The following is an 11,782-nucleotide window of genomic DNA, read 5'->3' as shown; positions in this document are numbered from 1 at the left end:
TGTCTTCCACGAAAGTCACCAGGTCAGCGGCACTGAATCTCGCCCGACTAGAGATATCGGCCGTTAGGGAAAGATTCTCTCGAAGATTCTGCACGCTAACTGGTCAAGTGTCCAGGAAACGGTTGGATCAGTTCGGCGTCAGTCCCGCGAGAGTCATCTGCTTGAGGACCCGCCGCGCCTGTGCAGGCGACGACGGATTCGCGCTGTGAGGGGTGGAGTTGATGAGACCGAACGTTGCGTGTGCTTTGACGCGGGCGTCGGACTCGGACAGTCGAGAGTCGACCTGCTGCAGAACTTTCACCCACACCTCGACGTATTGGCGCTGCGCTCTGCGGACCTGTCGACGGGCCGGAGCGGGCAGGCTCTGCAGGTCGCGATCCTGGATGCGGATGAGGTCGGGCTCGGAGAGTGCGAAGTCGAGGTGGAACTCGACGAGATTGTCCAACGCTTCGGTCGGTGTCGCAGCGTTGTCGGCCACCGAAGTGCCACCGGCGAGTAGGCGCTGACTGATGCCACCGAGCAGTTCGACAAGCACTGCTTCCTTGTTGGGGAAGTGGCGGTAGACCGCGGGGCCGCTGATTCCTGCTGCGGCGCCGAGGTCTTCGAGTCGGAGGCCGGGGAAGCCGCGCTCTGCAATCAATCGTGCTGCGGCGGTGAGTAGTTGGCTGCGGCGATCGGCTTTCATCTGCTCGCGGCGGGTGAGGGGAGGCGTGGCGTCGTCTGCGACGTTCGTATCGCGATCCGGCATGGCGCTCACTGCTCACCTCCCTGCTGTCTGGACAACCCAGTTAATGAAGGTTATCTTAGATTTCAGTTATTGGCGATTAACCCGATTGAACATTTTCAGGATCGACTACGAACTCTCGAGGATGGCGGATGACAGTCACTGCAGACGTCGGCACCGGTTACCGGGCCGAGCACATCGCGTTGGTCGACGATCTGAAAGGCAGGCTTGCGAAGGCCGCACTCGGCGGACCCGAACGGTCGCGAGAGCGCCATGTGAGCCGCGGCAAACTGCTGCCACGGGATCGGGTGAACACCCTGCTCGACGCTGGAAGTCCGTTTCTGGAGATCGCTCCGCTCGCGGCAAACGGGCTCTACGACGACGAGTGTCCAGGCGCGGGCGTTATCGCGGGCATCGGACGGGTATCGGGTCGCGAATGCCTGATCATCGCCAACGACGCCACCGTCAAGGGCGGCACGTATTACCCGATGTCGGTCAAGAAGCATCTGCGAGCCCAGGAGATCGCGCTGCAGAATCACCTGCCGTGCATCTACCTCGTCGACTCCGGCGGTGCCTTCCTCCCGCGCCAGGACGAAGTGTTTCCCGACCGCGAACACTTCGGGCGCATCTTCTTCAACCAGGCCAATATGAGCGCCAAGGGGATCCCGCAGATCGCGTCGGTGATGGGGTCGTGCACCGCTGGCGGTGCGTACGTGCCCGCGATGAGCGACGAGGCCGTGATCGTTCGCAATCAGGGCACGATCTTCCTCGGTGGACCACCGTTGGTGAAAGCCGCGACGGGTGAAGTTGTCACGGCCGAAGACCTCGGCGGCGGCGATCTGCACTCGAAGGTCTCCGGCGTCACCGACCACCTCGCCGAAGACGATCAGGACGCGCTGCGCATCGTGCGTCGCATCGTTGCTACATTCGGTCCACGCAATGCTCTGCCGTGGGACAGGCTGCTGCCGAGAGATGCGATCGCGCCGCAGACCGACCTCTACGACGTCGTGCCGACCGATCCACGCACGCCGTACGACGTCCACGAAGTGATCACCCGTGTTGTCGACGCCGGCGAATTTCAGGAGTTCAAAGCCGAGTACGGCAAAACCTTGGTGACCGGGTTCGCCCACATCCACGGCCACCCCGTCGGGATCATCGCCAACAACGGCGTCCTCTTCGGCGAATCCGCCATGAAGGGTGCACATTTCATCGAGTTGTGCGACAAGCGCTCGATACCGTTGCTGTTCCTGCAGAACATCTCCGGATTTATGGTCGGTCGCGACTACGAGGCAGCAGGCATCGCCAAGCACGGCGCGAAGATGGTCACCGCGGTCGCGTGTGCACGGGTCCCCAAGCTCACGGTCGTGATCGGCGGATCGTACGGCGCAGGTAACTATTCGATGTGCGGCCGCGCATACTCGCCCAGGTTCCTCTGGATGTGGCCGAACGCGCGTATCTCGGTCATGGGCGGCGAGCAGGCGGCATCTGTGTTGGCGACGGTGCGAAGCGATCAACTCGACTCGTCTGGCAAGCCGTGGTCCGCCGACGACGAGGAGACGTTCAAGGCCCCGATTCGCGACCAGTACGAGCATCAGGGCAATCCCTACTATTCGACGGCGCGGCTGTGGGACGATGGGGTCATCGATCCGGCCGACACCAGAACCATTCTCGGACTGGCACTTTCGGTGTGCGCGCAAGCACCGATCGAGCCGGTTTCCTACGGCGTATTCAGGATGTGAGACGGGTGAAACGGATCGACACCATCCTCGTTGCGAACCGCGGCGAGATCGCAGTCCGCGTGATTCGGACACTGCGTGCCATGGGCATTCGCTCGGTCGCGGTCTACAGCGAAGCCGACGCTGATGCCCGCCATGTGCGCGAAGCCGACGTCGCAGTACTGCTCGGACCTGCAGCTGCGCGCGAGAGCTATCTCGACATCGGCAAGGTCGTTGCAGCTGCTCAGCGGACCGGCGCGCAGGCCGTGCACCCCGGATACGGGTTCCTTTCGGAGAACGCGAAGTTTGCCTCCGCGCTCGACGAAGCCGGTATCGAATTCGTCGGTCCGTCGACGCATGCCATCGAGGTGATGGGCGACAAGATCACGGCCAAGAATGCGGTCGCAAAATTCGACGTCCCTGTCGTCCCAGGTATCGCCAGGCCAGGACTGACCGACGCCGAATTGATCGACGCCGCAGTCGATATCGGCTATCCGGTCCTCGTTAAACCGTCGGCCGGCGGTGGCGGCAAAGGTATGCGGATGGTCGAGGATCCCGCGGATCTGCCTGCAGCACTGGCGAGTGCGCGCCGCGAGGCTGCGTCGGCTTTCGGCGACGACACGCTGTTCCTCGAACGGTTCGTGTTGCGGCCCAGGCACATCGAGGTGCAAGTCCTTGCTGACAAACACGGCAATATCATTCACCTCGGCGAACGTGAATGCAGCCTGCAACGTCGCCACCAGAAGGTGATCGAAGAAGCACCGTCTCCGCTGCTCGACGAAGCGACGCGTGCCCGCATCGGCGCAGCAGCGTGCAACACTGCGCGCAGTGTCGACTACATCGGCGCGGGCACAGTCGAATTCATCGTCTCTGCCGACAGCCCGGACGAGTTCTACTTCATGGAGATGAACACCCGACTTCAAGTCGAACACCCCGTGACCGAGCTGGTCACCGGACAGGACTTGGTCGAGTGGCAGGTGCGGATCGCGGCGGGTGAAGAACTGTCGATCAGCCAGGACGACATCACGATGACCGGCCACGCCATCGAAACCCGTGTCTACGCCGAGGACCCGTCGCGGGGTTTCCTGCCGACCGGTGGCACCGTCGTAGACCTCGTCGAGCCGAGTGGTGTTGGTGTGCGAGTGGATTCGGGACTTCGGCGCGGTACGGTCGTCGGCTCCGACTACGACCCGATGCTGTCGAAGGTGATCGTCCACGCCGCGGACCGTGCGGCCGCGCTGCGCAAACTCGACAGTGCACTGGCCCAGACCGCGGTGCTCGGCGTTGTGACCAATATCGAGTTCGCGCGGTTCCTACTCACCGATCCCGACGTCGTCGCGGGTCGGCTGGATACCGGATTGCTCGACCGCCGTGTCGAGGACTTCGTTGCTGCGGAACCGACGGACGACGTCTTCATCGCGGCTGGTGTGTATCGCTGGATCCAGGGCTGGCAGAGCGCCGGATCGGATCCGTGGTCGACGCCGTCCGGCTGGCGCATCGGGACGGCGGCACCGACCAGTTTCCGACTGTCGACGCCTGCGCGCACCGATCACGTACGCATCACCGGTACGCCGACCGATGCCCGAGTTGCGATCGAGGACAACGATTCTCGGGTCCTGAGTGCGGAACTGCACGACGATCGGTTGGCCGTCACAATCGACGGACTGCGTGCGGACTACCTCGTCGCGTCGCACGACGGCCTCATCTGGCTCGCGGGCATCGACGGAACCACAGTCGTGCGGGAAGTACGCGAGGTCAGCATCCGTGCGGGTGACGCCCACACCGGCGATGCCGAGATCACCAGTCCGATGCCGGGTGCCGTGATCGCCGTCAACGTGGAGAACGGTGCAACTGTCACGGCCGGTACCGCGGTCGTCGTCGTCGAGGCCATGAAGATGGAACACGCGCTGACGTCACCGATCGACGGCGTGGTCGAACTACTTGTGGCACAGGGCGATCAGGTGAAGGTCGACCAGTTGCTCCTCCGGATAACGCCCTCTAAAGACACCGAATCCGAAACAAACGAAACCAGGGATGCATCATGACCGACACTCTTTCCACAGGCGAACTGCCCGACGAATACCTGCAGCTTGCGAAGACGGTCCGCGATTTCGCGCAGTCGGTCGTGGCCCCTGTTGCGGCCGAACACGATGCGAACCACACGTTCCCGTACGAAGTGATTGCCGGGATGGCCGACATGGGCCTGTTCGGGCTGCCGTTTCCCGAGGAGGTCGGCGGCATGGGTGGTGACTACTTCGCACTCTGCCTCGCCCTCGAAGAACTCGGCAAGGTCGACCAGAGTGTTGCGGTGACCTTGGAAGCAGGCGTCTCGCTCGGTGCGATGCCGATCTTCCGGTTCGGCACAGACGCGCAACGTGAAGAGTGGCTGCCGATGCTCACCAGCGGAAAAGCGTTGGGGGCCTTCGGTCTGACCGAGCCCGGTGCAGGTAGCGACGCGGGCGGAACGCGGACGACCGCAAAGGCCGACAGCGGCGAGTGGATCATCAACGGCAACAAGCAGTTCATCACCAACTCCGGCACCGACATCACCCGACTGGTGACGGTCACTGCGGTGACGGGTCAGCGTGACAACGGTGCGAAGGAGATCTCGACGATCATCGTGCCGACCGATACGCCAGGGTTCACGGCCGAGCCTGCGTACAACAAGGTCGGCTGGAATGCCTCGGACACCCACCCGCTGACGTTCCAGGATGTCCGCGTGCCGGAGGAGAACCTGCTCGGTGAGCGTGGCCGCGGCTACGCAAACTTCCTCCGCATTCTCGACGAGGGCCGAATTGCACTCGCCGCGTTGAGCGTCGGTGCTGCGCAGGGGTGTGTGGACGAAAGCGTGAAGTACGCCAAGGAGCGTGAGGCGTTCGGCCAGGCGATCGGGCGCAATCAGGCGATCGCCTTCAAGATCGCTCGTATGGAGGTTCGGGCCCATGTTGCGCGGACCGCGTATTACGACGCGGCGGCACGCATGTTGGCGGGCAAGCCGTTCAAGAAGCAGGCGTCGATTGCGAAGCTGGTCGGCAGCGAGGCGGCGATGGACAATGCCCGTGATGCGACGCAGATCTTCGGTGGCTACGGATTTATGAACGAGTACTCGGTGGCGCGGCACTACCGTGACAGCAAGATCCTCGAAATCGGTGAGGGCACAACAGAGGTGCAGTTGATGCTGATAGCAAGAGAAGCCGGCCTGTGACTGTGAGGGGCCCGGCACCGCTTGGACTGACGAGCGAGTGGAGCGCAGCGACCGAGTCGAGGAGGGAAAGGTGTGGCGTAAAGGGCCGCAAACGCGCCCGGAGCGAAGCGGAGGGCAAATGACACAGTCGAGGAGGGAAAGCGGTGTCGAAAGGGGCCCCGAACCCGCCCGGAGCGAAGCGGAGGGCAAATGACACAGCGCCGTGTGACACAGCGCGGACTCTGGTTCGAGGAGTTCGACACCGATGTCGTGTACGAACATCGTCCCGGTCGGACAATCACAGAGGCGGACAACGTTCTGTTCACGACGTTGACAATGAATACTCAGGCTCTGCACCTGGATGCTGCGTTCAGTGAGCAGCTGCCGCCGTTCAATCAGCGGTTGGTGAATTCGATGTTCACGTTGTCGACGCTTGTCGGCTTGTCGGTGGCGCAGTTGACGCAGGGGACGATCGTCGCGAATCTCGGGTTCTCGGATATTGCGTTTCCGAAGCCGCTGTTTCACGGTGACACGATGTATGCGGAGACTGTGATCACGGACAAGCGCGAGTCGACGAGCCGCCCTGGGGAGGGCATCATCACGCTCGCGCATACTGCTCGTAACCAGCACGGCGATGTTGTCGCAACGGCGACTCGCAAGACCCTGGTCCGGAAGCGTCCCGAGGAGGACGTGTCATGACCGACGTTGCCACCTGGGTGTCACCGGGTCCGGCGTGGCTGTTCTGCCCGGCCGACCGTCCGGAGCGTTTTGCGAAGGCGGCTGCGATCGCCGACGTGGTGATCTTGGATTTGGAGGATGGCGTCGCACCTGCCGACAAGGCGGCCGCGAGGGCTGCTCTCGTCGACACCCCGCTCGATCCGAATTCGACGATCGTCAGAATCAATGCTGTCGGTACCGATGACCATGCTCTCGATATCGCGGCACTGTCGAAGACCGACTATCCGCGGATGATGCTTGCGAAATGCGAATCGGCGGAACATGTCCGGTCGCTTGCACCGCGGCAGGTGATCGTGCTGATCGAGTCGCCGCTCGGTGCGCTCACGGTCGTCGAGGCCAGCCGTATCGACAACGCGATCGGCGTCATGTGGGGCGCGGAGGATCTGGTTGCGGGTCTCGGCGGTAACGCGAGCCGGGGTGAGGATGGTCGCTACCGCGCTGTCGCGCAGCACGTCCGATCGACCTCGTTGCTCGCCGCAAAGGCGCACGGTCGCCTGGCTCTCGATTCGGTGTACCTCGACATCAGGGATCTCGACGGGCTGCGCACCGAGACGCTCGATGCCGTCGCGGTCGGGTTCGACGTGAAAGTTGCAATTCACCCGACCCAGGTCGCGGTGATCAGGCAGGCTTACGCACCTGAGGCGGCTGAGCTCGATTGGGCGCAGCGGGTTTTGGCCGCAGCTGCCTCGGAACGCGGTGTGTTTGCGTTCGAAGGAAAGATGGTCGATTCACCAGTGCTGCGGCACGCGGAACAGATTGTTCGGCGGGCGCCGAGCGCGCGATAGAAAGGCAGTCGATGACGACAGTAGAGCCACAGTGGGTCCCGAGCCCTGCGGATATCGACTCTGCTGTTGTCACAGATTTTGCGCGGTTCGTCGAAACGAGAACGGGCACAGCCTATCCCGATTACCACTCGCTGTGGCGCTGGTCCGTCGACAATCTCGACGACTTTTGGCGTGCGGTCTGGGACTACTTCGAGATCATCTCGCCCGAACCGGGTGTTGCTCTCGTCTCGTCGGCGATGCCAGGCGCGACGTGGTTTGCCGGTGCCGAGCTCAACTACGTCGACCAGGTCCGCCGACAGGCACGCGATGATCGTCCGGCGATTGTGTACGTCGGCGAGGGTGGCGAAAGGACCGAGACTTCGTGGCTCGAGTTGCTCCGGCAGGTCGACGCGCTCGCCGGGACATTGCGGGGTCTGGGCGTCGGGACTGGTGATCGCGTCGTCGGATATCTGCCGAACATTCCCGAGACAGTTGTCGCGTTCCTCGCGACCGCAAGCCTCGGCGCTGTGTGGAGTGCATGCGGCCAGGACTATTCGGCTCCCGCAGCTTTGACGCGGCTCGGCCAGCTCGATCCAACGGTGCTCATCGCTGCTGACGGGTACCACTTCGGTGGTAAGACGCATGATCGGCGAGGTGAGGTCGAGGAGTTGCGCGCTGGCCTGCCGACCTTGCAGGCGATCGTCCTTGTTTCCCGTGTCGAAGCGTCGGTCGACGGCACGATCGACTGGGCCGAAGCAACCGCCGGTGAGAGTGAACCAGCCGCCGTCGCAGTACCTTTCGGCCATCCGCTGTGGGTGGTGTTCTCGTCGGGAACGACGGGGTTGCCGAAGGGGATAGTGCACGGGCACGGGGGAGTACTGCTCGAACATCTGAAAGCCGTTGCGCTGCAGACCGATATCGGGCGTGACGACAACTTCTTCTGGTACACGAGTCCGAGTTGGATGATGTGGAATTTCCAGGTCGCGGGTCTGCTGGTCGGTTCGACCATCGTCTGCTACGACGGCAGCCCGTCGTATCCGACGACGGATGCCCTGTGGAACGTCGCTGCGCGGGAACAGGTGACCGTGCTCGGGACCAGTCCCGGGTACGTCCTTGCGTGCGCCAAAGCGGGTGCGGTGCCGCGCACCGATCACGACTTGAGTGCTCTGCGTTCGGTCGGCATCACCGGCTCCGCGCTGCCGCCGTCGTCGTCGCTCTGGTTGCGTGACAATGTAGGTGTGCAGGTCGGCTCCATCAGCGGCGGTACCGATGTGGTTTCGGCGTTCATCGGTGGTGTGCGGACGGTCCCGGTCTGGCCAGGGGAGTTGTCGGTACCGTTCCTCGGTGTCGCGTTGGATGCCTTCGACGTGAACGGGCAGTCGGTGCGAGGCGAGGTCGGTGAGCTGGTGATCACAGCACCGATGCCGTCGATGCCGATCGAATTTTGGAACGATCCCGATGGAAAGCGTTATCGCGACGCCTACTTCGACACCTACCCGGGCGTGTGGCGGCACGGTGACTGGATCACGATCACCGAACGCGGCAGCATCGAAGTGCACGGTCGTTCGGATTCGACGTTGAACCGCAACGGCATTCGAATGGGTAGCGCCGACATCTACCAGGCTGTCGAGAATTTGCCCGAGATCTCCGAAGCTCTCGTGATCGGGGCCGAGCAGCCCGACGGCGACTACTGGATGCCGTTGTTTGTCGTGCTGGCAGACGATGTCGAACTCGACGACGCACTGCGCGCACGGATCAAGACAGCGATCAGGGACGAAGCGTCACCACGGCATGTGCCAGACGACATCGTGCTCGCGCCGGGGATCCCGCACACACGAACAGGTAAGAAGCTCGAAGTCCCGATCAAGCGCATCTTCCAGGGTGGCGACGCAGCGCGTGCGGTCGACCGAAGTGCGGTCGATGCGCCGGAGTTGATCGAGTGGTACGCCGCGTACGGCACCGACCGGATGGGGAAGAAGGACTAGCGCTCAGCCCAGCGCCGCACGCCAATGCGCCAGGTTGATCCGAGTCATGCTGGTGTGCGGATGCTCAGGACCGAGGTCGGTAGTCAGTTCGTCGAGTAGTTCTTCGTATTCGGCCACCGCACCGGCGATGTCGCCGCTCTTCGCTCGGGACTCTGCGAGATTGCCACGCGTTCTGCGAGTCTGCGGGTGTGCTGCGCCGAGGACTCGAACCTGATCGCGCCGAAGCTGCTCGTAGGCTGCGATGGCCGGGCCGACGTCGCCCATATTGCCGCGCCAGAATGCGAGAGCGCCTCGTGTTGCGAGTGTTTCGGGATGGTCGGAGCCGAGCGAGCGGACCTGGTCGACATGCAACTGTTCGTATTGCTTGACTGCGGCTCCGATCTGCCCGCTGTTGGCGAGGCGCAGGGCGACGGCCTTACGGGTTGTCAAGGTGTCGGTGTGCCCGCTGCCGAGCTCGCTGACTTGGGTGTCGAGTCGAGCCTCTAGCTGCTGCTCTTCGCTCGATGCGTCGGGATCGGTTGCAGTCGGGTCAGCGGTGAGTTGCGCGGGTGGAGCGAGTGCTGGACCGCTGTGGCGCCGCGCAACGAAACTCGCACGCAACGCAGTCGTGGCACGGCGGATGCGGTGCTTGCGATCGCTGGTTCGGAGGCTCATCGGTCGGTACCAATCTGGCGAGGTGTGGCCGCCGCCGTGTGATGTAGGCGACTTGAAGTTCAATATAGGAGATTGATCACGTCCATGGGTACGCGACGGGCCAAAAAGAGAAACTGCACGCCGGTTTCTGGCGCGCGGGCGGTGACGTCTCATCGTCGAGGGAGTAATGCGAGGTTCCAGCGACCGCCGACACATCGACGATCGAAGCTGTCCCACATGTTTCTGGACATACTGCAGGTCGCCGAAATGGGACCGCGTAGCGTCGCCCCCATGGCTGATCTGTCCGATCCTGCGGTCCGGGAATTTCTCACCAGCGGAACACGCACGGCCAAGGTGGGTTTCACGGCACGTGACGGCCGACCGTTGGTCGCGCCGGTGTGGTTCGTCGTCGACGGTGACGACCTCGTCTTCAATACCGGCGTGACGTCAGCGAAAGGCCGAGCCATCGCGCGCGACAACAGGATCGTCGTGTGCGTCGACCTGGAGGAAGCGCCGTTCGGGTTCGTTCAGGTGCAGGGTCTCGCGGAATTGAGCGAGGAACCGACCGAACTTCTGCGACTTGCGACGGCGATCGCGGCCAGATACGTAGGCAGCGACCGTGCAGAGGATTTCGGTAGACGCAACTCCACGCCGGGTGAAGCGGTTGTGCGCCTGCGCCCGACGAAGGTGATCGCCAACCTCGACGTCACCGCGTGACATGACCGTTCACTTCATCGGAGCCGGACCAGGCGCGGCCGACCTGCTCACATTGCGAGCCGTACGGCTACTTGCAAGCAGCCGCGTATGCCTTTACGCCGGAACCTATCTCGACCAGACAGTGCTCGGGCACTGCCCCGACGGCGTCGAGTTGATCGATACGGCGAATCTCGACTTGGACCAGATCACCGAGTTGCTGGTCCGCGCTCACGAATCCGGCCACGATGTCGCCCGCCTGTGTTCCGGTGACCCGTCGATCTATTCGGCTCTCGCGGAGCAAACGAAGCGACTCGACGCCGCCGGAGTTCCATGGGACGTGACCCCCGGGGTCGCGGCGTACTCCGCGGCTGCGGCTGCGTTGGGAACCGAACTCACGGTTCCCGAACTGGCTCAGTCGGTCGTATTGACAAGGGCGCAGGCGAGGTCGACCGCGATGCCCGCCACCGAGGCGTTGGCCAACTTCGCTCGCACCCACGCGACTCTCGTTCTGCATCTAGCCATTACGCAGATCCGGGCACTCGCCGACGAACTGACTCTCGAATACGGCTGCGACTGTCCGGTCGCTGTTGTCTATCGGGCAAGTCAGCCGACCGAACTCGTCCTACGGGGAACTCTTGCCGATATCGCAGATCAAGTCGAGGCAGCTGATCTGCGACTGGCCGCCGTCGTCATCGTCGGGCGAGCGTTGGCTCCTGAGCATGTTACGCAATCGCACCTGTACGACCCGAAGCGATCGCGTCCGAAAGGACCGTGATCATTTCCGCCGCACACAGAATTTTGGGTGAGCGTCAGTCGAAATCGAAGTCGACGGTGTGCACACCCTCGGCGTCGCGGTTGTAGCGGACCCGGCCCGTGCACCCGGCGAGGTCGGCTGTGCCGGAACCGGGCACTATCGCGCCGAAGCTTTCACTCGCCGTCCCTGCGACGACGCCGCCGTGTGCGATGACGATGCTGCCGGTTCGGCCGCCGATGGTTCCGGTGAACACTTCGTTGGCGACGTAACTCGCCCCCACTTCGTTCGCGGCTGTCAGCAACTCGGCTGTGCTCTCTCCGGACACCGCGCCGGTGAACGTTTTGGTGACTACGACGCGATCGAAAGATGTTGCTCCGAGTGGTTCCCGCAGCATGGTCGGAACCCATCCGGTGACGTCGAAGTGGGCAGTGATCGTATCGTTCGGCATAGCTCGAGATTAGCTACCGAAGCGCGGCCGACGATTGAACATTTCGGACAGTCACTCTTGTCGGCCCCACGAGACACGGGTGAATCCGCAGTATTGGTTCGCACGTCCAACTGGGCGGTAGATTGGTTGGGTGATCATCCA

General features: G+C 63.1%; 11 protein-coding genes. 8 read left to right on the top strand and 3 right to left on the bottom strand.

Going from position 1 to position 11,782, the window contains the following annotated elements; all coding sequences use genetic code 11:
- Window positions 1–127: 127 nt before the first annotated feature.
- Window positions 128–748, bottom strand: coding sequence for an SACE_7040 family transcriptional regulator (locus ACHIRB_RS10790; RefSeq protein WP_395113202.1), 621 nt, complete (start codon window positions 746–748; stop codon window positions 128–130).
- A gap of 128 nt (window positions 749–876) precedes the next feature.
- Between ACHIRB_RS10790 and ACHIRB_RS10785 the strand changes: the two genes are divergently transcribed.
- The 6 genes from ACHIRB_RS10785 (at window position 877) to ACHIRB_RS10760 (ending at window position 9,110) form a co-directional block, all read left to right on the top strand.
- Entirely contained in the window at window positions 877–2,463 is a 1,587-nt protein-coding gene (locus ACHIRB_RS10785) for a carboxyl transferase domain-containing protein (protein ID WP_395113187.1), read from the top strand.
- 5 nt (window positions 2,464–2,468) lie between these two features.
- The gene (locus ACHIRB_RS10780; RefSeq protein WP_395125961.1) at window positions 2,469–4,484 is read left to right on the top strand and encodes an acetyl/propionyl/methylcrotonyl-CoA carboxylase subunit alpha; all 2,016 of its coding nucleotides are present in this window, start codon (window positions 2,469–2,471) and stop codon (window positions 4,482–4,484) included.
- Window positions 4,481–5,644, top strand: a complete 1,164-nt coding sequence (locus tag ACHIRB_RS10775) for an acyl-CoA dehydrogenase family protein (RefSeq protein WP_199703406.1) — start codon at window positions 4,481–4,483, stop codon at window positions 5,642–5,644. The genes ACHIRB_RS10780 and ACHIRB_RS10775 overlap by 4 nt, the downstream gene beginning before the upstream one ends.
- 189 nt (window positions 5,645–5,833) lie before the next feature.
- Window positions 5,834–6,322, top strand: a complete 489-nt coding sequence (locus ACHIRB_RS10770) for a MaoC family dehydratase (protein WP_395113189.1) — start codon at window positions 5,834–5,836, stop codon at window positions 6,320–6,322.
- On the top strand, window positions 6,319–7,146 hold the full coding sequence (locus ACHIRB_RS10765) for an HpcH/HpaI aldolase/citrate lyase family protein (RefSeq protein WP_395125960.1): 828 nt from the start codon (window positions 6,319–6,321) through the stop codon (window positions 7,144–7,146). The genes ACHIRB_RS10770 and ACHIRB_RS10765 overlap by 4 nt, the downstream gene beginning before the upstream one ends.
- Window positions 7,147–7,157: 11 nt before the next feature.
- Window positions 7,158–9,110 (top strand): acetoacetate--CoA ligase, encoded by a 1,953-nt coding sequence (locus ACHIRB_RS10760; protein WP_395125959.1) that lies wholly within the window; start codon window positions 7,158–7,160, stop codon window positions 9,108–9,110.
- Between the two features lie 3 nt (window positions 9,111–9,113).
- Here ACHIRB_RS10760 and ACHIRB_RS10755 read toward each other — a convergent pair whose 3' ends face one another.
- Window positions 9,114–9,764, bottom strand: a complete 651-nt coding sequence (locus tag ACHIRB_RS10755; RefSeq protein ID WP_395113192.1) for a tetratricopeptide repeat protein — start codon at window positions 9,762–9,764, stop codon at window positions 9,114–9,116.
- Between the two features lie 270 nt (window positions 9,765–10,034).
- Between ACHIRB_RS10755 and ACHIRB_RS10750 the strand changes: the two genes are divergently transcribed.
- Both ACHIRB_RS10750 and cobM read left to right on the top strand, forming a co-directional pair.
- Window positions 10,035–10,460: a PPOX class F420-dependent oxidoreductase gene (locus ACHIRB_RS10750; protein WP_395113193.1), complete on the top strand. Its 426-nt coding sequence runs from the start codon at window positions 10,035–10,037 to the stop codon at window positions 10,458–10,460.
- A 1-nt stretch (window position 10,461) separates the two neighbouring features.
- Window positions 10,462–11,214 carry a precorrin-4 C(11)-methyltransferase gene (gene cobM, locus ACHIRB_RS10745; RefSeq protein ID WP_395113194.1) on the top strand — a complete coding sequence of 251 codons (753 nt, stop codon included), beginning with the start codon at window positions 10,462–10,464 and terminating at the stop codon, window positions 11,212–11,214.
- A gap of 34 nt (window positions 11,215–11,248) precedes the next feature.
- Here cobM and ACHIRB_RS10740 read toward each other — a convergent pair whose 3' ends face one another.
- Window positions 11,249–11,641, bottom strand: coding sequence for a DUF3224 domain-containing protein (locus tag ACHIRB_RS10740; protein ID WP_395113195.1), 393 nt, complete (start codon window positions 11,639–11,641; stop codon window positions 11,249–11,251).
- Window positions 11,642–11,782 lie beyond the last annotated feature (141 nt).

This window comes from Antrihabitans spumae, assembly GCF_043944905.1.
Classification (GTDB): Bacteria; Actinomycetota; Actinomycetes; order Mycobacteriales; family Mycobacteriaceae; genus Antrihabitans; species Antrihabitans spumae.
The sequence above is the reverse complement of the archived record's forward strand: the minus strand, read 5'-3'. Positions and strand labels throughout refer to the sequence as shown.

Bases quoted from the DNA above. Each gene is read 5' to 3' on its own strand.
- ACHIRB_RS10790 (WP_395113202.1), bottom strand. From the start codon at position 748: ATGCCGGATCGCGATACGAACGTCGCAGACGACGCCACGCCTCCCCTC.
- ACHIRB_RS10785 (WP_395113187.1), top strand. From the start codon at position 877: ATGACAGTCACTGCAGACGTCGGCACCGGTTACCGGGCCGAGCACATC.
- ACHIRB_RS10775 (WP_199703406.1), top strand. From the start codon at position 4,481: ATGACCGACACTCTTTCCACAGGCGAACTGCCCGACGAATACCTGCAG.
- ACHIRB_RS10770 (WP_395113189.1), top strand. From the start codon at position 5,834: ATGACACAGCGCCGTGTGACACAGCGCGGACTCTGGTTCGAGGAGTTC.
- ACHIRB_RS10765 (WP_395125960.1), top strand. From the start codon at position 6,319: ATGACCGACGTTGCCACCTGGGTGTCACCGGGTCCGGCGTGGCTGTTC.
- ACHIRB_RS10760 (WP_395125959.1), top strand. From the start codon at position 7,158: ATGACGACAGTAGAGCCACAGTGGGTCCCGAGCCCTGCGGATATCGAC.
- ACHIRB_RS10755 (WP_395113192.1), bottom strand. From the start codon at position 9,764: ATGAGCCTCCGAACCAGCGATCGCAAGCACCGCATCCGCCGTGCCACG.
- ACHIRB_RS10750 (WP_395113193.1), top strand. From the start codon at position 10,035: ATGGCTGATCTGTCCGATCCTGCGGTCCGGGAATTTCTCACCAGCGGA.
- cobM (WP_395113194.1), top strand. From the start codon at position 10,462: ATGACCGTTCACTTCATCGGAGCCGGACCAGGCGCGGCCGACCTGCTC.
- ACHIRB_RS10740 (WP_395113195.1), bottom strand. From the start codon at position 11,641: ATGCCGAACGATACGATCACTGCCCACTTCGACGTCACCGGATGGGTT.